Origin of the sequence: Chryseobacterium sp. G0162 (assembly GCF_003815715.1) — a bacterium.
In the GTDB taxonomy this organism is placed as follows: domain Bacteria; phylum Bacteroidota; class Bacteroidia; order Flavobacteriales; family Weeksellaceae; genus Chryseobacterium.
On record NZ_CP033922.1, the window covers coordinates 3051600 to 3074888 of the forward strand.

Genomic DNA, 23289 nt, shown 5'->3' on the forward strand with positions numbered 1-23289 from the left:
CTATGGGAAAAGGAGACAAAAAATCAAGACGAGGTAAGATCAATTCTGGAAACTATGGAAAAAGAAGGCCTAGAAAAGCTTCAAAATCTTTTGTAGCCTCTGAAGAGAAATCTAAAAAGTAATGATATAAAAAGGGCGGAGAAATTTTTCTCCGCCCTTTTTTATTAAAAATTAAATTAATTATTTTCCGAAAATATTTCCAAGGATGCTTCCTAATCCGCCGCCGCCTTGCTGTTGCTGATTTCCACCACCACCAAGTACGCTTCCTAAGATATCATTCAATGGATTTCCTGATGACTGAGCTTGTCCATTATTCCCCAAAACACTTCCAAGAATGTCATTTAATGGATTAGATTGTTGAGCTTGTGCCTGATTAGAAGCATTTCCTAAAATTCCTCCTAAAAGATCTCCTAAACCTCCGGCACCCACGTTACTTTGTTGTTTTTGTTGACCAATATATCCCATTACAACCGGAGCCAACATGGCAAGAATAGGTCCTATCTTATCTATTGAGATTCCTGTATTTTGTGATAACTGATTTTCTACGGTGCTCTTTTGTCCACCAAAGATATGGTCAAGGATAGATCCACCCTCAGCCTGTCTGGCTTCAATTTGTGAAGGATCATTTAAGATACTTCCATTGTGGTCTTTGTCTAAAGCACTGTTTAATGCTTCCGCTTCTTTAGCATCCTGAGATTTATTTCTTAAATAAGAAATGATGAGAGGAGTAGCTACTGCCAATAAAGCAATTACCTGGTTTCTATTGATTCCGAATTTGTTTTCAGCCTGTTCAGCAACCTGGTTGCTAGTGTTCCCTGTAAGTAGGTCTAATAAGCTCATTGTTTGTGTTTGTTAAAGTATTAATTGACTCAAAGTTATCAAAAAATGTGCCTGATAAAATACTCCGGATTCATAATTATTGTTAAAGTTTTTCTGATCTCCCATTTGAAATAGTCTATGGATTTTTCTCTGAAAGATACTCCTCAACAAAACAAAATAGAAAGGAGAAAAATTGTTAAACAATAAAGTATAAAATTTCTGCCTGAGTCTTAGTTCTTTATAATAGGAACATTAGAGCACGCTTCTCCAAACATCAGAGATTTTACAATAGGTTTCAGCTGCTCTACCAACTCAATATAAGCGTTTTCAGGAATTTCTTTATCTGAACATCCTTTTACCAGAACTCTTTTTCCTCTCATGTCTTCAAAATCATAGGTCTGGATCGCATTATGCATCAAAATAACCTCCAGATCTTCACGGTTTCCGAATACAATTTTCTTGGAGACATCAGTAAGCTTAGCTGTCAATACAAAATAAGCCCAAAGTGGAATAATAGTGTCTACAGAATTGTATATATAGATGTAAGAATCTCTGTATTCTTCAACGTTGATTGCTTCTACTTTTTCACGGAAATCCTTTTCCTTCAGAATCATTTCCTGGAAAAGAAAATCTTTAAGGTCAATACCTTTTCTTTCCCCTTTTGGAAGCAAAGTGGTAAGGTCAAAATTCACAAGGCCGCTTTCAGCAACTTTATTTCGTATTTCAAATTCTTCTGACATTTTTATCATTATCTTTGAACAAATTTACGAATTAAGATCAATATACATTTTAATTTGTTCTCTATCCTTACCATAGAAACTGCCCATGATTTAAAGAAACAGGTTGTTTTTATCGGTTATTAAAACAAATAAAGATTTCGGAAGAAATGAAATATTACATTATTGCAGGAGAAGCTTCCGGTGATCTTCATGGAAGTAATTTGATGAAAGCTCTTAAACAAAAGGATCCAAATGCGGAGTTCAGGTTTTGGGGCGGTGATCTGATGAAAGCTCAGGGCGGAACATTGGTAAAACACTATCGTGATCTGGCATTCATGGGGTTTTTGGAAGTAGTCATGAACCTGAGAACCATTTTAAATAATATTAAATTCTGCAAAGAAGATATTCAGAACAACAGACCTGATGTTTTAATTCTGGTGGATTACCCGGGATTTAACCTAAGGATTGCCAGATTTGCCAAAGAATTGGGTATTAAGGTAGTTTATTATATTTCACCACAGCTTTGGGCCTGGAAAGAGGGGAGAGTGGAAATTATTAAAAAATATGTGGATGAAATGATGGTAATTCTTCCGTTTGAGGAAGATTTTTACAGAAAACATGGTGTACATTCACATTTTGTTGGTCATCCTTTGCTGGATGCAATCTCTGATTTAAAGGAAATCAATATTGATGGTTTTAAGAAAGAAAATGGACTGAACGAAAAAGAAATTATTGCACTTTTACCAGGCTCCAGAAAACAGGAAGTTGAAAAAATGCTTGAAATCATGCTTTCTGTAAGACCGCATTTTAAAAATTATCAGTTCGTTATTGCTGGAGCACCAAGTCTTCCTAAAGAATTTTATGAGAAATATGTGGATGATAATGTACACTTTGTTTCGAATAGAACATATGATCTGCTGAGGTGCTCAAAAGCGGCTTTAGTAACTTCAGGAACTGCTACATTAGAAACAGCTCTGCTGAATATTCCTGAAGTGGTTTGTTATCGCGGAAGCACTGTTTCTTATGCCATTGCCAAAAGATTGGTTAAAAATATAAACTATATTTCCCTGGTGAATCTTATCATGGATAGGGAAGTCGTAAAAGAACTTATCCAGAGTGATCTGAATACTAAAAATCTGGTGGACGAACTCAACAAAATTTTAGAAGGAAAAAAAAGAGAACAGGTCCTGAACGACTATAGCCTTTTGAGAGAAAAGCTTGGGGGGAGCGGAGCCAGTGATCATGCAGCTGAGGTGATTTTAAATGTCTGAGAAGAATCTCAGGAAATATAATTCCTTTATTACAATGAAACATATAAAGAATGTTCTATTATTAATTGCCTGTACCATTTTCTCAATAAGCTTTGCTCAGAAAGAAACAGCATTGAGAGATAAAGTTCAGATTTTTTATTATGGCTGGTATGGAAACCCAAAAACTGATGGAAGCCTACAACACTGGAATCACGAAATTATCCCGCACTGGAGCAATCCTAAATGGAATAATCTTGAGAATCACAAAGGCGGGGATGATATTGGTGCCAACTTTTATCCGGCATTAGGTAATTATAGCTCCAATGATAAAGCAATCATAGAGAAGCACATGAAGATGATTAAAGATTCTGGTGTAGGGGTTGTGGTGGTGAGTTGGTTGGGAAAAGATTCTTTTACTGATAAAAGCTTGATGAAGTATCTGGACATTGCAGACCGTTTTAATTTGAAAATAGCATTTCATATAGAGCCTTTCTATAAATCAATTACAGAGTTTAGAGAGCAGCTTTCTTATCTTGTTAAAACATATGGCCATCATCATGCTTTTTATAAAAAAGACGGAAAGCCTCTGTATTACGTGTATGACAGTTATAAAATAGCTCCGGAAGAATGGTCAAAGTTGCTTTCTAAAAATGGAGAGAAGACTGTACGCAATACGGAACTGGATGCATTATATATTGGATTATGGGTAGAAGAAAAAGATTCTGCATTTTTCAATACAACCGGATTTGATGGTTTTTACACTTATTTTGCCAGTGAAGGTTTTGTGTATGGAAGCACAACTTCCAATTGGAATTTTATGGCTCAATACGCGAAAGATCATCATCTTATTTTTATTCCATGTGTTGGTCCAGGCTATTCAGATACAAGAATCAGACCTTGGAATGAAGCCAACTTTAAAAGCCGGGATAATGGCAAATATTACGAAAAGATGTTTGATGCTGCGATTAAAGTCAATCCTGAATTTATAGGAATTACTTCATTTAACGAATGGCACGAAGGCACACAAATAGAGCCTGCAATTCCTAAAAAGACTGGAAGTTTCATCTACGAAGACTATGGAAAAGATCCATGGATGTATATCAAAGAAACGAAACGTTTAACGGATAAGTTTTTGAAAGGAAAGTAAAACTTTTAGCCTAAACGTAATTTCATAGCAAAAAAATAAGCGCCCTGTTAATCTCTTTGAAGATAGCAGGGTGTTTTATTAGTAATTACAGTGATAGTAATCAAATATTCAATTTCCTATATTGGTGATATAAACAATTGAAATTGAATAAGGAACCGTTACTGATTTTAGTTCTCTATTTTATTCTTGGAATTTTTTTTCAGGATACATTTTTATTGGGAAAAGGATGGATCTATGGTGTAATTATTATAAATGTTGGGATTTTAATTTCTCTATTCTTCAACACATATTTTCTCCATAAGATCAAAGTTATTTTGCTTGGGATACTGTTTTTTGGAATAGGTGTAGTTCTTCATTTCTGTAATTCTTTGCCTCAAAAAATGGCAATATCTGTGAATAAAAATGAGACTATTGTTTTTAAAATTTCTCAGAAATTAAATTCAACAGAAAAATATAAGAAATATGAAGGGATCGCTCAATTAGGGAAGAATAGCTTTAATTCGATGGTTTACATCCCGAAAAATCATGAAGAATTAGATTATGAACATTACTACAAGGCTGAAGCCTATATTGCACAACCCCAACAGCCACAATATGATTTCCAGTTCAATTATGCACACTATTTGAAACGAAAGAATATTGACTATCAGGCTTATATTTCAAAAAACATTTCTTCTATAGAGCGAAATGATCTGAGTTTTATAGAGCAGATCAAACAATACAGAGCCCATGTTCTAAAGAAAATTGACAAAACAGAAATGTCCGGGAGTACCAAAGAATTTTTAAAAGGAATTATCCTGGCAGACCGAACGGAGATGGAGGCAGCAACTGTACAGGATTTTAACAGATCTGGGTTGGTTCACCTATTGGCTATTTCAGGAACCCATATCGTGATTATTTTTGGACTTTTTTATTTTTTGATGACCCGTTGTATTCCTTTACAATTCAGAAAATATGCGATTATTTTTAGTTTAGTTTTTATTTGGCTATTTGCTTTATTTATTGGATTTGGTAACTCCGTGTTGAGGTCCTGTATCATGTTGAGTGTATATTTTATGTTTGTTTTATTACAGAGAAAACCAGATTTACTACACTCATTGGCGCTGTCAGCCTTTATTATTCTGATTTTGGATACCCAACAGCTTTTTGATGTGGGATTTCAGCTGAGTTTTGTGGCGGTATTAGGAATTTTTTGGTTGAATCAACCACTTCTGAAATATTTTCCAAGAGCTGATAATTATTTTAAAAAACTGATTTTTAATACCATTACAATATCCTTATCCGCACAGTTAGCCACACTTCCGTTGGTGTTGTATTACTTTCATCAGTTTTCATTCGTTTCGATTGCAGCCAATTTTATCATTATCCCTTTTTCTGAATTGATTATTGTGTTTTCATTTCTGATGACACTTCTTATTGTCTTTGGTCTTGATTTTGGCTTTATTGATAAGCTTTATGATGGTGTTATACAATTACTTCTGAAGAGTATTCATTGGTTTGCCAGTGCAGATATGGTATTCATTAAAAACATTTCCATGAATCTGATGGAAGTAATATCCGTATTAATAGCAATATATTTGTTAAGAGCATTGATTTTAAACCTAAACTTTAAAAATTCAATGAATTTCATCATTGCTGTTTTAGCGTTTATGATGATAAGAATAGGATGTAATATTATTGAAAATCAGAAAGAAGAAGTGCTTTTACATTCCTTTAGTAAGAACAAAATTATATCAATAAAGAAAGGAAGTAAGGCCTGCTTTTGGATTCAGGATAAGGCAGACAGGGAAAAGGTTTTACAATTTATCATTGAGCCTTACTGTTCTTCCAGAAGAATAGATCATTTTGAAATAAAACAGATTCCTTTTTCAACTAAAAAAATAGTTTTTGGAGATCATGTTTATGATATGAAATAAATATTTTTGATTTTTTTGATTTTTCTTTATTTATAACGTGTTAGGCTCTTATTTAGAAAGATTACAAACTGTCTAATTGTGAGATTTCTCACTTCCCGATATTGTTAACATTTCTTAATTTTGTGGGAAATTCAAATTTAAACTTATATGGCAGGTTTAACGAGTTCTACGATAGGTAGAAAATACGCTATGGCATTATCAGCTATGTTTTTGCTGATTTTTCTTATACTGCATTTGACAACCAATTTGTTATCAGTTCTAAACAGAGATGCATTCAATACAGCATCTGAGTTTATGGGCTATAATCCTTTTGTGCAGTTCTTAATGCAGCCTATTCTTGGCTTTGCAGTAATTTTCCATTTTGCGATGGGATTTGTATTGGAGATCAAGAATAATAAAGCGCGTCCAGTAAAGTATGCATCAAACAATGCTGCTGTAAATTCTTCATGGATGTCTAGAAATATGATTATTTCCGGGGCAGTTGTGTTGGCTTTCTTGGCGCTTCACTTATATGATTTCTGGTTACATGAAATCAACTATAAGTATGTAGAGGGAATAGCTCCTGATTCAGAACGTTTCTGGCCAGAGCTTCATGAGAAGTTTGCTGACCTTTGGAGAGTTGCTTTATACGTGATCTCTTTTGTACTATTGGGCTTACACTTAGCTCACGGATTTCAGTCTTCATTCCAGTCTATTGGAGCAAGACATCCAAAATATACGCCTGTGATTAAGGCTTTCGGAACATGGTATTCTATCCTTATTCCGGCAGGATTTATCATTGTGGCAGTTTATCATTTTATAACTCAATAATATCAATATACTAGTATGAGTAAATTAGATTCAAGAATTCCAGCGGGTCCTCTTAAAGACAAGTGGAAAAATCATAAAGATCATATGAACCTTGTTGCACCAAACAACAGAGATAAGATTGATATTATTGTTGTAGGTACAGGTTTGGCAGGAGGTTCTGCAGCAGCTACTTTAGCTGAGCAAGGATATAATGTGAAAGCATTCTGCTACCAGGATTCACCAAGAAGAGCGCACTCTATTGCAGCTCAGGGAGGGATCAACGCAGCTAAGAATTACCAGGGAGATGGTGACTCTACTTACAGATTATTCTATGACACTATTAAGGGAGGTGACTATAGAGCAAGAGAAGCTAACGTTTACAGATTAGCAGAAGTTTCTGCAAATATTATTGACCAGTGTGTTTCTCAAGGGGTTCCTTTTGGTAGAGATTACGGTGGCCAGTTAGATAACCGTTCATTTGGTGGGGTTCAGGTAAAAAGAACATTCTACGCAAAAGGACAAACAGGACAGCAGTTATTATTAGGAGCATATTCTTCAATGAGCCGTCAGATCGGTAAAGGAAGAATCAAGATGTACAATCGTCATGAAATGCTTGACCTGGTAATTGTTGACGGAAAAGCAAGAGGAATTATCGCAAGAAACCTTGTAACAGGTGAAATCGAAAGACACTCTGCTCACGCAGTAGTTATCGCTTCAGGAGGATATGGAAACGTATATTTCCTTTCTACCAACGCAATGGGATCTAACGTTTCTGCAGCTTGGAAGATCCACAAAAAAGGAGCTTACTTCGCAAACCCTTGCTACGTACAGATTCACCCGACTTGTATTCCGGTTCACGGAACTCAGCAGTCTAAATTAACTTTGATGTCTGAATCATTAAGAAACTCAGGAAGAATCTGGGTTCCTAAAAAGATTGAAGATTCAGTAGCGATCAGAGAAGGTAAATTAAGACCTGAAAATATTAAAGAAGAAGATAGAGATTATTATTTAGAAAGAAGATATCCTGCATTCGGGAACCTTGTACCTAGAGACGTTGCGTCAAGAGCTGCTAAGGAAAGATGTGATGCTGGATTCGGAATCGAAAATAATGATACTCAAGAAGGGGTTTACCTTGATTTCTCTACAGAGATCATGAAAAAAGGTAAAGAAGCCGCTATCGAAAAACATATTCATAATCCTACAGATCAGCAGATCTATGATCTTGGTAAGAGTTGGGTTGAGGAGAAATATGGTAACTTATTCGTAATGTACGAAAAAATTACAGCTGATGATCCTTACAAAACGCCAATGAAAATCTATCCGGCTGTTCACTATACAATGGGAGGTGTATGGGTTGATTATAACCTTCAGTCTACGATCCCTGGATGTTTCGTAATTGGTGAAGCTAACTTCTCAGATCACGGAGCTAACAGATTGGGAGCATCAGCATTGATGCAAGGTCTTGCAGACGGATATTTCGTACTTCCTTACACAATCGCAGATTACCTTTCTGCAGACATCAGAACAGGAGCAATTCCTACGAATTCAGCAGCGTTTGACGAAGCTGAGAAAGGAATTAAAGATAAAGTTGATTTCTTCATTAATAATAAGGGAACTCACTCAGTAGATCACTTCCACAAGAAACTAGGACACATTATGTGGAATAAAGTGGGAATGGGTAGAACTCCTGAAGGATTAAAAGAAGCAATCAAAGAAATTGAAGAAGTAAGAAACGACTTCTGGAAGAACGTAAAAGTACCTGGAGAAGGTGATGGGATGAACACTGAGCTTGAAAAAGCATTCAGAGTGGCAGACTTCCTTGAACTAGGACAGCTAATGGCTATCGATGCGTTAAACAGAGAAGAATCTTGTGGTGGTCATTTCCGTTGGGATCACGCTACTCCGGATGGAGAAGCGGAAAGAGACGACGTAAATTTCAAATACGTCGGAGCTTGGGAATATCAGGGAGAAAATATCAATGCGGAAGTATTGCATAAAGAAGAACTGATATATGACAACATCGAGGTTAAAACAAGAAGTTATAAATAATCTCCAACCTATAAATATAACATTATGAGTGCAAAAAAAGGCTTACATCTTACGCTGAAAATTTGGAGACAAAAAAATAGTAAAACTAAAGGTCAGTTTGAGACCTATAAAATATCAGATGTATCTACAGATTCTTCATTCCTGGAGATGTTGGATATTCTGAACGAAAATTTAATTAACGAAGGTAAAGAACCTATCGCTTTCGATCACGACTGTCGTGAAGGTATTTGCGGGATGTGTTCCCTTTACATCAATGGTAGAGCTCACGGACCTGACACAGGGATTACTACTTGTCAGCTTCACATGAGAATGTTCAAAGATGGTGAGACCATCGTTATTGAACCTTGGAGAAGTGCAGCTTTCCCTGTTATCAAAGACTTAATGGTAGACAGAAGCGCATTCGACAGAGTGATGGCAGCAGGTGGTTTCATCTCTGTAAATACTTCAGGAAATACGCTGGATGCTAACGCAATTCCTGTTCCTAAAGAAGATGCAGATAAAGCAATGGATGCTGCTGCTTGTATCGGATGTGGAGCTTGTGTAGCTACATGTAAAAACGGATCTGCAATGCTATTCGTAGGAGCTAAAGTTTCTCAGTATGCATTACTTCCTCAAGGTAGAGTAGAAGCTAAGAGAAGAGTTCTGAACATGGTGAAAGCTATGGACGAAGAAGGATTCGGAAACTGTTCAAATACGGGTGCTTGTGAAATTGAATGCCCTAAAGGTATTTCTCTTGAAAATATCGCAAGAATGAACAGAGAATACATGTCTGCTCTTGTAGATCAAGGATAGAATTGATTCAGAATACTTAAAAATCGCCTCCGTTTCGGGGGCGATTTTTTTTATAGAAACCTTTTAGCTGTTAAAGTTTGTTAACTTATCAGTAAAATATAGGTTTACTTTGCTGAATAAGTATATATTTGGAGGGCAGTTGGAGGATGTAAAAAGTACATCATTTCCGTTGCTTTTTACCGGTAAAAAATGGATAGATAAAATAATTGAAAGTTCCCTTTCTATCGGTAATAATAAATTTTTTTTAAAAAAATTATCAGTGTGAATTAACATGCCCTAAAAAGCGTATTTTTGTGTAATATTAAAAATTGAAATGAAAAAATATCTTTTATTGTTTATCATCGCGATTTTCGTGATGTCTTGTTCAAAAAAAGTAGAAGTAAAAGGAAAAATTACAGGAAGCTCACCATTGGAAAGAATCGAATTTGTAGAAGCTTCCGGAGTAGGGACATTGCCTTTAATTAATATCGGTCTGGATAAAGAAGGTAACTTTTCAGGAAGCTTTGAAGCACCTAAAGATGGAATGTATGTTATCAATTATGCTAACAAACAAAACCTGATCTACCTTGAAGGAGGACAAAAAGTAAATATCTCAGGAAATGCAATGACATTCCCGAACGAGTATGTTATTACCGGCGATGCTAAAAAGAATAATGATTTCCTTGCAGCAAGCCAGAAGTTTTTAGGTGACTATGGTAATAAAATTGATTTAAGACAATTAATGGCCGGTGATGAAGCTGCATTCGTTAAAGGCATGCAAAAAGTAGAAGCAGATATCAATAAGAATGTTGATGATCTTGCGGCTAAAAATAATCCTAGTAAAGCTCTTTTGAATTGGAAGAAAAACGATGTTAAAGTAACCATTCTTAACCTTCTTGCCAATTATGAAATGTCTCATGGAGCCATGGCTGGTAACCCATCTTATAAAGCTTCTAAGGCTTTAACAGATTATGAGGCTAAATTAGATAATGATAAAGAGGCGATGGTAAAAACTATTCCACTTTACAGACAATATCTTCTTGTAAAAATGACTCCTGATTTCCAAAAATATGCAGAGGCAAACAGTAAAAACAAAACTGGAATTACCACTTCAGAAATGTTTGCTAAATATTTAGGAACTAAAAAAGATATTTCTCAAACAGCAAAAGATTATCTTTTAGCATTTGTAATGGCTCAGGCTGATATTCATCCAACAACAACTACTGCTAATATTGATAAAATCAAAAAACTTATTGATACAGATATCAAAGATGCTACCATCAAAAGTGACCTGTTAAAAATGCAGATGGCAATTACAGGACTTAAGATTGGAGAAGCAGCTCCGGAAGCAGCATTAGTAAAACAGGATGGAAAAGCATACAAACTTTCTGAAAACAAAGGAAAACCTTATATGTTGTTTTTCTACGCTTCATGGAATCCTTATATCGGTGAAGCTACAGTACCGGTTTTAAAAGAAGTGGTTAATTTTTACAAATCTAAAATGAACTTTGTTTTTGTAAATGTAGATGATACAAAAGATCAGTTTATCAAAACAAGCAATTCATTATTAAAAGGTATTCCGGGAGTAAATGTTTACGGAGAAAAAGGAATGGAGTCTGATATTGCTAAAAAATATGGAGTATACGGATTTAAGTTACCTTGCTTTGTAATCGTTGATAAAGACGGTAAAATTGCCAGCAGATCATTTGTAAATCTTGGTGAACAGGAATTTGTAACCATTCTAGATAAACTAACAGGGCTTGCAGCTCCAAAAGTAGATCCGAATGCACAGATGCAGCAGCAATTGCAGATTGACCCTACTGCACCGCAGCAAACAAATCCACAACCAGCACCTACAAAATAATAAACTTTAATATAGATCAGAACCTTATCCTCGGATAAGGTTTTTTTTATTGTATTTTTGCAAGATGAAACTTTTAAAGTTTCAATTAGGAAAATAGAAAATTTTAGAATGAGCAGAAAGAATAAGAAAAATTTAGTTCTTGAAAATATAAAACTGTTAACTGCCGGGGCAAAAGGAGTGGCTATCGGAAAAACAGAAGACGGAAAAACAGTATTGGTTTCAGGAGCAATTCCGGGAGATATTGTGAATGTAAGAGTGAAAAAAGCGAAATCCAAATATTATGAAGGAGAAGCGGTAGATGTTTTGGAAAAATCTCCTTTCAGAACAGAACCAAAATGTGTTCACTTTGGAACTTGCGGCGGTTGTAAGTGGCAAAATATGAGCTATGAAAAACAACTTGATTTTAAACAGGAAGAAGTATATAACAATATCAAAAGAATTGGAGGGATTGAAGACTTTGAAACTGTATCCATTCTAGGTTCACAAGAACAGTATTTTTATAGAAATAAAATGGAGTTTTCTTTCTCCAATGCAAGATGGCTTACTCAGTATGAGATCAGTTCTGAAGAGAATTTTGGAAGCAAAGATGCTTTAGGGTTCCATATTCCGGGAATGTGGAGTAAGATCTTAGACCTTAAAGAATGTTTTCTACAGGAAGATCCATCTAATGCAATCCGGTTAGCGGTGAAGAAATATGCTGTTGACAATGGATTAGACTTTTTTGATGTAAGAAATCATGAAGGATTCCTGAGAACTTTGATGATGAGACAGAACTCTAAAGGAGAATGGATGGTATTATTCCAACTTTTTAGAGAAGAAAAAGAGAATAGAGAAAAATTATTTGCTTTTATTTTAGAGAAATTTCCGCAAATTAAAACATTGGTGTATGCTATTAATCCAAAAGCCAATGACTCTATTTATGATCTTGACATCAATGTATATTTTGGAGAAGGATATTTAATGGAAGAGATGGATGGGCTGAAATTTAAAATCGGACCAAAATCATTCTTCCAGACCAATTATAAACAAGCACTTGAATTATACAGAAAAACCCTTGAATTTGCAGATCTAAAAGGAGATGAAGTAGTATATGATTTGTATACCGGAACAGGTACAATTGCGCAGTATGTGGCAAGAAATGCAAAACAGGTCATTGGGATAGAATCTGTTCAGGAAGCTATTGATGCGGCCATTGAACATGCTGAATTAAACGGTCTTACCAATACAACTTTCTATTGTGGAGATATGAAGAATGTCTTTAATGACGAGTTTATGGAAAACCATCCTAAAGCAGATGTCCTGATTACGGATCCTCCAAGAGATGGAATGCACCAAAAAGTAGTGGAGCAAATCTTGAAATTAGCCCCGGAGAAAGTAGTGTATGTAAGCTGTAATTCTGCAACACAGGCGAGAGATCTGGCATTGATGAAAGAACACTATACCGTAGTAAAGATATTACCGGTTGATATGTTCCCACAAACTCATCATGTGGAAAATATAGCATTGCTGATTAAAAAATAATTTAATTAAATTTGAGTTCAAATCTTTAGTATGAAGTATTTTAAATTTCTCATAATGCTTTGCTTGGTTGGAATGTTCTTTTCATGTGGCAGCGATGATGACATCTGTGAAAGCGGTGAAGGTACACCAAGAATGAAGGTTGCTTTTAAAACAGCAGATTCGGGAAAGGAGAGAACAATGGATTCATTATCTGTAGCCGTAGATTATGGCTCAGGGAAGGTAGATCTTGGATGGCAGAAAAATATTGATTCAAGGCTTATTCCTTTGAGAGTGGATGATTCTCCTTATACGGATATTTATTTTAAAACATCTACTAAAAGTAAAGAATCAAAAGTAAGAGTAACTTACACAACAAAGGCTGCCTATGTTTCTGCTGGATGTGGTGCTAAAAAAACATATGAGAATGTAAGCTCACAATTAATAACTCCTGATCCTGTTCAAAATGTGGAAAACGGACAAAATCAAATATTGAATGAAGACAAGACTAATCTTTACCTTATTTTTTAGCCTGTTTGGAATCTTAACCTGGGCACAGGAGGAGAAGAAAGAAGAAGTAAAAAAAACTCATTGGAAGTATGAACCGAATTTTATGGTTGGGTTTGATATTTTGAATGCAGGTGTTGGATTTTTTTCAGACAGGAAACTGTATCAGGGATTTATTTCCTCAAAAATTAATGGAAGTGTTCATGGTATTGCAGAGGCTGGTTTTGAAAAAAATATATACCAGAAAAATGGATACGATGCTAAAGCCAATGGCCCATTTATTAAACTTGGAGCATTCTATATGCTGGCTAAGGATAAAGAAAACGAATTCAATGGATTCTATGCGGGAGGAAAAGTAGCCGGCTCCTTTTATAATCAGGAATATATGGCTATCCCAGTCAGAGGATATGGGGGAAGTAGTTCTTCTGTGGCTTTTCCTGCATCATCACAATCTTCTTTCTGGTTGGAGGGAACCTTGGGAGGAAGAGTACAGTTATTTGACTCTAATTTTTATATAGATGTAAATCTACAGCCTCGTTATTTAGCTTATACTTCCAAACAGGATAATATTTCTCCAATGATTATTCCAGGGTTTGGAAAAAGCTCTTCAAAATTTAATATGGGATTCGCATGGAATATAGCGTATAAGTTCTAATGAAAGTTTATTAAACAATTTGTTTATCATATCAATGAGCCTTGGGAAATTTCCTAAGGCTCATTTGTTTTTATGGAGATTATCCTTAAGGAAGCTATGTGGTTTTGGAAGGATTTTAAATGAGCACTTATGTTTCCTGCATGAATGATAAAAAGATAAAAACTTCAGAATTTATTTTAATCTCATCAGCAGTATCGTAAATATTGTAAAGGTTTATCGTGAAAAATAGTTGTAATATATGATGTGGTGTATTAAATCGTAAAAAAAATAGGATTGATAATAATAATATAAATGAGTATTAACCGTTAAAAGTAAAGCACGCTATTGCTATAAAAGGTGATAATATTTTAGAAAGTAAATAATTAATTAAAAATTAATAATGATGCTAAATGGTGGTGAATTTGTGTTATTTTGATTTATTTTTTATTTTCAATCATATAGGGTAATGTTGCTTAACTTTTTCAAAAAAACATTTTAATAGATATATTATAATGAAAAAATCATTAGATTTGTGTAAATATTAAAATATTAGCTTATGGGATAAAATTATTCTTTTTACTACAGATTTTCTGTAAATAATGAGGTTTCAGAATTGTGAATCAGCCTCATAAAATGCGAAATACTATAATTCTTAATTATCGTTATCATTATTAAATTTAAAAAATATGAGTGGACTTTTACTCTGTAAAATGAGCCGACCTTTTAAGGTGCTCATTGCATTGCTCTGTATGGTCATCGGATTGTCCATACAGGCTCAAACCATTACAATTGGTACCGGAACGTCTACCCAAAAGTATCCTTTAGGAGCTAGTTGGGGGTTTGAACGTTCTGCATCTATTTACACGGCAGCTGAAATTGGAACTACTGGAAGTATTCTATCTTTGGGATGGAATTCTACCGGAGTTTCTAATATTGGTATGCCGGTAAAAGTTTATATAAAACCGGTAGGAACTACAACAACTATGACAGCGCAAAGCTGGAATACTTTAACTACCGGAGCTACTTTATTATATAGTGGAAGTGTAGGTCTTATACCCATAGGATGGTATACAATTCCTTTACAGCTTCCTTATACTTATAATGGAATAGATAACCTAATGGTACTTGTTGAAACCAATTATGGTGGTTCCGGATCGTTTAGTACAGGAGCGAAGATTGCTTATTCTAGTGTTACATCAGGACACATGTATATTGAGCAGGATAGTACACCTCCTACGACTAAGACCGGAACAGTTACCAGTAACAGACCCAATATTCAGATGACTTTCGGTACACCACCGGCATGTTTACCTATGCCTCCGGGAGGATCACTAAGTACAGGAGCGGTTACCGCAACCAATGCTGTAATCAATTGGACTGCGTACGTACCGGCTCCGGCAGCGGGATATGACGTATTTTATAATACAACGAACGTACCGCCAGTAGCAGGATCAACACCTAATTTAACTGTTCCGCCAGGAGCACCCACTGCGACTATCGGACCATTAACTCCATTGACAACCTATTATGTGTGGGTAAGAGCAAAATGTAGTGCAACAGAACAAAGTGAATGGTCTACACCATTATCATTTGCTACACCGGCAACCTGTCCGGCGATGCCTACTTCTGGAACGATCACAACAGGAACGATTACACCAACAACTGGGGTGATTAACTGGACTTCATTTGGTTATACCCCTGCAGAAGGATATGATATTTATTACAATACCACAGGTGCTGCACCTAATGGTACTACTTTGCCATCGCAAAATGTTCCATCAGGAACAACGGCAACATTAAGCCCTTTACTTCCTGATACAACTTATTATGTATGGGTGAGAGCAAGATGTAGCTCAACAGATCAAAGTACTTGGAATATTATACCAAAATCTTTTGCAACACCACCTACATGTCTGCCAGTTCCTACGACTGCAGGTTCATTAACGGTAGGAACAATGACAACTAACAGTGCTGTTGTTGGTTGGGCAGCATCACCTTCTGCACCTGCGGGAGGATATGAAGTATATTACAATACTACTGGTGTAGCGCCAACAAATAATGCCACTACACAAGGTACTATTGTTCCAGGAAACTCTACACCATTAACTCCATTAGTTGCAGGGACTACCTATTATTGGTGGGTAAGAGCAGTTTGTACTTCTACAGATAGAAGTGCTTGGGTGCCGGGACCTCCATTTCAATTAGGACAAATAGGATCTGGTAGTGGTAAGAGTACTCAACTTCCAGTAAATTCAAACTGGGGATATAATTATTCTCAGCAAATTTATAAAGCTTCCGAAGTGTCGGCAGCTGTGGGGCCAAATAAATTCATTACTGAACTTAAATTCTATGTAGATAATCCCGCTCCTGATCAGAGTAAATACAATGATTGGGTAGTTTATATGGGGAATACTACACAGAATAATTTTGCAACAACCTCAAGCTGGGTGCCAATCTCTTCATTGAAACAGGTTTGGTCAGGAATTTTACCTACAATGACGGCAGGGACTTGGGTAACTATACCATTAACAACTCCTTTGCTTTGGGACGGAACAAGTAATATTGTAGTGGCTGTAGATGAAAATGCACCAGCCTATTCCTCAACTCCATATGCTAATTGGGGAGCTTTTGCCGGAGGAACACCTGAAAGAGGATTACAATATATTAGTGATGGTACTAATCCTGATCCTGCTTCTCCGCCATCAGGTACTAAGCAGGCCAACATTCCACAGATTGTGCTTAAAGGTATAGAACTAGTAGCCTGTACAACTGCACCACCTACTAATATTAAAGTAAATAGTATTACAGCGAGTACAGCTATCGTTTCATGGACGCCTGCAATAGGAGCTACTTATAAATTACAATACAGACCAGCAGCAGGTGGAGCTTGGAAAGTAATTGATATTACAGCTCCATTAACAAGCAGCTGGCCATTATATAATTTGATAGATGGAACTCTGTATGAAGTTCAGATTGCAACAATCTGTAGCGGTACTCAGGGAGCATATTCTACAAGTACTCAGTTTACAACGTTAGCTCTGACTTACTGTCCTAACGTACCTCCTACAGGTACGCCAAGTGGATATATTGGTAAAGTGACTGTTACTCCTACAAATGGACCTTTAATGGTAAGTAGTTCAGGATATGACGGATATAAAGATTATTCTACTGATCCTACAAGATTAGTTACTCTGATTAGAGGGACATCAGGTAATAAAATTAGTATTACGAAATTCTGGCCTGGAAGTACATCTAGTTATGGAGTGGGAGTATGGATTGACCTGAATAGAAACGGAATTTTTGAACCAACTGAAAGAGTTGTGAACGCTACTAGCAGTACTACAAACCCTGTGGGAACTGTAGCAGCTGGTTTCAAAATAGAACTTCCACCTAATATTGCTACTTATGATGGTACTCTTCTTACCCGTATGCGTGTCGTTATGATGGATGGTACTGTTAATGCACCATGTTCATCATTTGGAACATACAATGTAGGAGAAGTAGAAGACTATGCTGTAAGACTAATTGACGAGCCGGTATGTACAACGAATCCGCCAACAAACATAACGGTTTCAAACATTACAGATACAAGTGCTACGTTCTCATGGTTAGCTTCTACAGGTGCTACATATCAATTGAGATATAGAGAAGTTGGAACTACTGCTTGGACAACCGTTGCTGCTGTTCCTGCACCAGGGAATATATACACTACACCTGCAACTCCTCCTTTGAAAGAACAAACCAAATATGAAGTACAGGTATCAACGAAATGTACTACTACTTTTGGAGCTTTCTCAAGCTCAGTACAATTTACGACATTACCACTGCAATATTGTCCTGTAACAGGTAGTGGAGATAACGATCATATTTCAAATGTTACTGTTACGTCTGCTAATTCAGGAGTGCCGCCTATGAGCAACACTACTGTTCAGAATTCATATACAAGCTATACAACCCCGGCAACTCTTATTACTTTAGATGCAGGTTCTATTGACAATAAAATTCTTGTTGCGAAAGGATGGACAGGATCAACAGGGAATGATGCTGTGGCCGTTTGGATTGACTTTGACAGAAACGGACAGTTTGATACTTCTGAAAGAATTCTTGGTTCTGCAGCTAGTACTACTACACCGGTTACCAGCCTGTTTAATGTTCCTAACGCACCTCCTGCCTATATAGGACCGTATACAACTACGATGAGAGTCGTATTGAAACGTTCAACAGGTACAACTATTCCTACAGCATGTGCTAATGCTATTGATGGAGAAGTTGAAGATTATGCAGTAAGAATCAGACCGTGTAGTAATGCGATGCCAAATGCACCGACCTTTACTACAATAACCCATACAACGGCTGTTGTTAATTTAACCGGTGGTGCTAATACGGTAACTTACCTTGTAAGATACAGAGTGGCAGGAACTGGTACATGGACGCAAATATATGCTTCTGCAGCATTAGGTAACGTTCCACTTACGCTTACTGGATTAAGCCCGGCAACAACTTATGAAGTGGAAGTGGCTGCTGTTTGTGGAGGTACTACAGGTACAGCTACTGCAATTAAGACATTCTCAACAAGATGTGATCCTACACCTCCAACAGTAACAGTAAGCAATATTACTCCAACAAGTGCTTTAATTACTTGGAACCCAGTCGTAATAAGTGCAACTTATAAAATGAGATGGAGAAAAGTGGGGGCTCCAGCTTGGGAACCGGAAATTCCTCTTCCAAGCTCACCTAATACATTCTTGTTAAATAATCTGGATTCGTTTGTTACTTATGAAGTTCAGATTGCTAATCAGTGTGCTGGTGAAACCACTTGGAATAATTTCTCAAATTCTAAAGTATTTACAACGGTAAGAATATGTGAGATTCCACCTCCAGGATTGACAATTACTCAACTATTGCCTACAACTGCAGAGGTTACATGGGATGCATATCCAGGCGCAACATATCTTCTTAGATACAGAAAAGTAGGTATTCCAAGTTGGACAGAAGTTCCTACAGCGGTTAACACAGTTATATTGAATGGCCTTGTAGAAATGACGAAGTATGAAATGCAGGTAGTCAATATCTGTAGTGGAAAACCAGGAAATTATACTCCTCCTTACTACTTTACAACCCCTACAGTAATTTACTGTCAGATGAAGTCAGAAAGCTCAGCAGGAGAATATATTTCCAAGGTAACTGTTATTCCAAACGGAAAAGATAAAATGGAGAATGAATCAAAAGGATCTACTTATACAGATTATACTGGAGTTCCTAAAACATTTATCGAGCTAATCCAAGGATCTACAGATAATGAGATTATCATCGAGAAAAAATGGTTAGGAAAAACTTATAATGAAGGAATTGCAGTTTGGATCGACTTCGATAGAAATGGTGAATTTGATATTTACGAAAAAATATTCACTTCATCTCCAAACACAACAACTCCTGTATCAGGTAAATTTAATGTACCGGCAGATGCTTTTGTAAGTACAACAGATTATAAATATGTTGTGATGAGAGTGGCAATGGAAAGAGATGGTGTTCCTGTAAGCTGTATGAACGTTAAGAATGGAGAAGTTGAGGACTATACGGTAAGAATTTCTAAACCGGGAGTTGCTAATCCAATTAACCAGAAGGATATCCTAATCTATCCTAACCCAGTAAGTTCAATATTGTATGTGAAAAATATTAGCAAAAGAGCTAAATATAAAATTTACAATGCTGCAGGGCAGATCATCGTAGAAGGTATTCTATTAAATAACGAAATTAATGTAACAAAATTGATTAATGGAGTGTATGTAATAGATATTGATGACAATGGTAATACTGCTCAAAAGAAATTTATTAAAGAATAAATAATTTAAATTTCAAATAGAATAAGCCTTCAGAAATGAAGGCTTATTTTTTTGTTCAGCAGTTCATTTTAGAATAAGTTGATTTGTTATTCATTCATTCATTCATTATAAGACCGATATAATGGATATTGAAAAAGCCCTCAGAAGTGAGGGCTTTTTGTATTTAGTGAATGTTCTAAAAGCTTTTTTATTCAATAGCAAAGATGACTTTTTCCGTCTGTTCTTTTAGCTCTTCCAGATTGGTATTATTATAAATGATACAATCTGCCATTTTAATCTTATCCCTTTCTGGCATTTGCTTTTCCATAACAGCCTCTACCTCGCGGTAGGTTTTGTTATCTCTGTCCATGACCCTTTTGATTCGGATATTATCCTCTGCAGTTACCAAAAGAGACTTATAGCATTGTCTGTTAAGTCTTAACTCAAATAATAAGGCTGTTTCTTTAAAAACCAGATATTTGGTCTGCTGCTTTACCCATTGCTCAAAATCAATACGTACTGCAGGATGAATAATCTCATTTAAGTGCTGAAGAAGCTCTTTATTATTGAAAACCTTATCTGCTACAAACTTTCTGTCATATAGACCATTTTCATCATAAGATTCTTCACCTAGAAGCTCCTTGATTTTAATTTTCAGTTCTTCACTGTCATTGACAATATCTTTTGCCCGGTCATCAGAATAATACACCGGAAAACCGAATTCTTCAATAAACTTAGCAACTGTAGTTTTTCCTGAGCCAATTCCCCCGGTTAAACCAATGATCTTGGGTGCGGGCGGCTCGGCCTGTTGGCCCTCTGAATGTAATTCTTCCATAATTAAAAATTAATACCCAAAAACATCATTAAAACTGAACGTTTCATCAAGTCTTACGCCTTTTTCAGTCATTTTAAGACTAGCCAGTTCATTGTGAGCATCATGTTCAAAGAATAATAAATACTCATTATCAACACACTGTTTAAGAAACTTTCCCTTTTCCTCCAATGTTAAAAGAGGTCTGGTGTCATACCCCATCACATATACCTGATTGATGTGTCCGGCAGTAGGGATAAGGTCTGCTGCAAAAACAATCGTTTTTTCCTGATACTGAATGACCGGAAGCATTTGCTTCTCCGTATGTCCGTCTACAAAGATGACATCCATTTTCAGATCCGGAGCAAATCCATAATTTCCGGTAGTAGGAAGAGGTAAAAAGTTCAGCTGCCCGCTTTCCTGCATAGGCATGATGTTTTCCTTCAGAAAACTTGCTTTTTCTCTTGCATTAGGCTCCGTTGCCCATTGCCAGTGATTTTCATTCGTCCAGAAGTGAGCGTTTTTAAAAGCGGGTCTGTATCCCGTTCTGTCATCATTCCATTCTATGGCGCCACCGCAGTGGTCAAAGTGAAGATGAGTAAGGAATACATCAGTAATGTCTTCCTTTACAAAACCATATTTTTTTAAATTTTTATCCAGAGTATCATCTCCCCAAAGAGAGTAGTGTCCAAAGAATTTATCATCCTGTTTATTGCCCAGACCGCAGTCTACAAGGATTAGCTTCTTTCCATCCTCTATAAGCAGGGAACGGGTTCCCAGTTCGATTAAGTTTTTTTCGTCTGCTGGGTTAGTTTTTTCCCACAGACTCTTTGGGACGACACCAAACATAGCACCGCCGTCCAGTTTAAATTTTCCACATTGTATTGGATATAACTTCATATATATTTTGATTTATTTCTTTATTAATTTCATTTTCTCAGCAATTTTTTTAGCATCTTCATCCGATTGTTCCAGATGCGAAATGATCGTGTTAAAATCATTTTCCTTTCTGTTCTGAGACAGTTTTTGTTTGATAAATATTTCCGTAGGAATCACCTTAATTCCAAAAGCTCCCTTCATTTCCTTTTCTACAAATTCCTTTCCCATATCTTTTACCATCATAGGGCATTGCTGAAACTGCTCATATTTTGAGGTTAATGTATCCAGATGTGTATATAGCTCTTCCTGATTCATTAATTCTACCTTTCCATAGATCTGGACCGCTTCATAGTTCCACGTAGAAACATTGATATGGTCATACCAGCTGCTGGAGATATAAGTATGCGCTCCTAAAAAGTCACACAATACCTCATCGCCGTTTTTCAGAGTTTTTGCCTGAGGATTAGCTCTGGAAATATGAGTTTCAATATAAGAATTTTCCGGATCACTTTCATTCAGCATCATCATGGAATGGGTAGCACGGATTTTATCAACAGAAGAAATGAGTAATGCAAAAGAATTTACCTTGATAATTTCTCTCATCACCTCCATATCTTCACTTCTATACAGTTTAGGTATAAACATATATTAACAACTCTTCTTTTAAAATCTTAAACTCAAAACTTTGAATCCAAAACCTTGAACTTTAAACTAAAAAAGTTCTCCCGGATTTTTAGATCTGGAAATATTCAAATGGGTATACGCTTTATCGGTAACCTCTCTACCTCTCGGCGTTCTGATGATAAAACCTTCCTGAATCAAAAATGGTTCATAAACTTCCTCAAGGGTTTCCGGATTTTCTCCGATAGAGGTGGCTAAAGCAGAAATTCCAACAGGTTTTCCCTTAAAGTTTTCAATCATGACACGCATGATTTTATTATCCATTTCATCCAGCCCAAACTCATCTACATTTAAAGAATCTAGTGCATATTTGGTAATCTTAATCTCAATTTCACCATTTCCCTTAATTTCAGCAAAATCACGGACTCTTCTCAGCAATGCATTCGCAATTCTTGGAGTTCCACGACTTCTTCTGGCAATTTCAATAGCAGCATCTTCATAAATTACTACGCCTAAAACTCTAGCACTTCGCTGAATAATCATAGATAAAAGTTCAATAGAGTAATATTCAAGTCTACTTTGAATACCAAATCTCGCAAGCATCGGCTTAGTCAGCATTCCGCTTCTGGTAGTAGCTCCCACAAGAGTAAAAGGATTTAGTCCGATTTGTACACTTCTTGCGTTAGGACCTGTTTCCAACATGATATCGATCTTATAATCTTCCATGGCAGAATACAGATACTCTTCTACAACAGGAGAAAGACGGTGAATTTCATCAATGAAAAGAACATCATTTTCTTCCAGATTAGTCAGTAATCCGGCTAAACTTCCCGGTTTATCCAATACAGGACCGGAAGTAATCTTACAGTTTACCCCAAGTTCATTAGCAATAATATTAGCTAAAGTTGTTTTTCCCAACCCTGGCGGACCATGCAAAAGCACATGATCTAGTGCACCGCCACGCCTCTTGGCAGCAGTCACAAAAACCTCAAGATTTTCCAGCGTTTTTCTCTGTCCCGCAAAATCTTTAAAGCTTTGGGGGCGAATTTGTTCTTCCTGCATCAGCTCCTCTCGTGAGTAGTTTTCCTTATCTGGATGTAAAAAATCTGGCATTAATTCATTTCATTTACCTCAAAGATAGCAAATTTAGACTAAGATTGAAATGAAGATTGAGAAAAGGTGAATTTGAAACTG

At 36.2% G+C, this 23289-nt stretch carries 18 protein-coding genes; 12 read left to right on the forward strand and 6 right to left on the reverse strand.

The window, feature by feature from the left end:
- The first annotated feature begins 2 nt into the window (after positions 1-2).
- Positions 3-122 (forward strand): 30S ribosomal protein THX, encoded by a 120-nt coding sequence (locus EG344_RS13865; RefSeq protein ID WP_123857915.1) that lies wholly within the window; start codon positions 3-5, stop codon positions 120-122.
- A 58-nt stretch (positions 123-180) separates the two neighbouring features.
- Here EG344_RS13865 and EG344_RS13870 read toward each other — a convergent pair whose 3' ends face one another.
- Positions 181-840 carry a DUF937 domain-containing protein gene (locus EG344_RS13870; RefSeq protein ID WP_123909925.1) on the reverse strand — a complete coding sequence of 220 codons (660 nt, stop codon included), beginning with the start codon at positions 838-840 and terminating at the stop codon, positions 181-183.
- 209 nt (positions 841-1049) lie between these two features.
- Positions 1050-1559 (reverse strand): DUF2480 family protein, encoded by a 510-nt coding sequence (locus tag EG344_RS13875; protein WP_123909926.1) that lies wholly within the window; start codon positions 1557-1559, stop codon positions 1050-1052.
- Between the two features lie 146 nt (positions 1560-1705).
- Here EG344_RS13875 and lpxB point away from each other — a divergent pair, with 146 nt between their 5' ends.
- The 11 genes from lpxB to EG344_RS13930 all read left to right on the forward strand — a co-directional run bounded on the left by lpxB (position 1706) and on the right by EG344_RS13930 (position 19805).
- Entirely contained in the window at positions 1706-2809 is a 1104-nt protein-coding gene (lpxB, locus tag EG344_RS13880) for a lipid-A-disaccharide synthase (RefSeq protein WP_123909927.1), read from the forward strand.
- Between the two features lie 34 nt (positions 2810-2843).
- The gene (locus EG344_RS13885) at positions 2844-3935 is read left to right on the forward strand and encodes a glycoside hydrolase family 99 protein (protein WP_123909928.1); all 1092 of its coding nucleotides are present in this window, start codon (positions 2844-2846) and stop codon (positions 3933-3935) included.
- 143 nt (positions 3936-4078) lie between these two features.
- Entirely contained in the window at positions 4079-5851 is a 1773-nt protein-coding gene (locus tag EG344_RS13890; protein ID WP_228412736.1) for a ComEC/Rec2 family competence protein, read from the forward strand.
- A gap of 147 nt (positions 5852-5998) precedes the next feature.
- Entirely contained in the window at positions 5999-6661 is a 663-nt protein-coding gene (locus EG344_RS13895) for a succinate dehydrogenase cytochrome b subunit (RefSeq protein WP_123909930.1), read from the forward strand.
- 15 nt (positions 6662-6676) lie between these two features.
- Positions 6677-8689 carry a fumarate reductase/succinate dehydrogenase flavoprotein subunit gene (locus tag EG344_RS13900; RefSeq protein ID WP_123857908.1) on the forward strand — a complete coding sequence of 671 codons (2013 nt, stop codon included), beginning with the start codon at positions 6677-6679 and terminating at the stop codon, positions 8687-8689.
- A 24-nt stretch (positions 8690-8713) separates the two neighbouring features.
- The gene (locus EG344_RS13905; protein ID WP_123909931.1) at positions 8714-9481 is read left to right on the forward strand and encodes a succinate dehydrogenase/fumarate reductase iron-sulfur subunit; all 768 of its coding nucleotides are present in this window, start codon (positions 8714-8716) and stop codon (positions 9479-9481) included.
- A 313-nt stretch (positions 9482-9794) separates the two neighbouring features.
- Entirely contained in the window at positions 9795-11324 is a 1530-nt protein-coding gene (locus EG344_RS13910; protein ID WP_123909932.1) for a TlpA family protein disulfide reductase, read from the forward strand.
- A 108-nt stretch (positions 11325-11432) separates the two neighbouring features.
- Positions 11433-12845, forward strand: a complete 1413-nt coding sequence (gene rlmD, locus EG344_RS13915) for a 23S rRNA (uracil(1939)-C(5))-methyltransferase RlmD (RefSeq protein ID WP_123909933.1) — start codon at positions 11433-11435, stop codon at positions 12843-12845.
- Positions 12846-12899: 54 nt separating this feature from the next.
- Positions 12900-13352 (forward strand): DUF6452 family protein, encoded by a 453-nt coding sequence (locus EG344_RS13920; RefSeq protein WP_228412737.1) that lies wholly within the window; start codon positions 12900-12902, stop codon positions 13350-13352.
- Entirely contained in the window at positions 13318-13983 is a 666-nt protein-coding gene (locus tag EG344_RS13925) for a DUF6048 family protein (RefSeq protein ID WP_123909935.1), read from the forward strand. The genes EG344_RS13920 and EG344_RS13925 overlap by 35 nt, the downstream gene beginning before the upstream one ends.
- A gap of 665 nt (positions 13984-14648) precedes the next feature.
- Complete coding sequence (locus EG344_RS13930; protein ID WP_123909936.1) at positions 14649-19805, forward strand: fibronectin type III domain-containing protein; 5157 nt, start codon at positions 14649-14651, stop codon at positions 19803-19805.
- A gap of 187 nt (positions 19806-19992) precedes the next feature.
- On the opposite strand, the gene coaE is transcribed toward EG344_RS13930, so the two are convergent.
- The 4 genes from coaE to ruvB all read right to left on the reverse strand — a co-directional run bounded on the left by coaE (position 19993) and on the right by ruvB (position 23208).
- A complete protein-coding gene (gene coaE, locus EG344_RS13935; protein WP_123909937.1) occupies positions 19993-20619 on the reverse strand; it encodes a dephospho-CoA kinase in 627 nt (208 codons plus the stop codon).
- Positions 20620-20628: 9 nt separating this feature from the next.
- Positions 20629-21495, reverse strand: coding sequence for an MBL fold metallo-hydrolase (locus EG344_RS13940; protein WP_123909938.1), 867 nt, complete (start codon positions 21493-21495; stop codon positions 20629-20631).
- 12 nt (positions 21496-21507) lie between these two features.
- A complete protein-coding gene (locus tag EG344_RS13945; RefSeq protein WP_123909939.1) occupies positions 21508-22119 on the reverse strand; it encodes an FMN-binding negative transcriptional regulator in 612 nt (203 codons plus the stop codon).
- A 66-nt stretch (positions 22120-22185) separates the two neighbouring features.
- Positions 22186-23208 carry a Holliday junction branch migration DNA helicase RuvB gene (gene ruvB / locus EG344_RS13950; protein ID WP_123909940.1) on the reverse strand — a complete coding sequence of 341 codons (1023 nt, stop codon included), beginning with the start codon at positions 23206-23208 and terminating at the stop codon, positions 22186-22188.
- Positions 23209-23289: the final 81 nt, after the last annotated feature.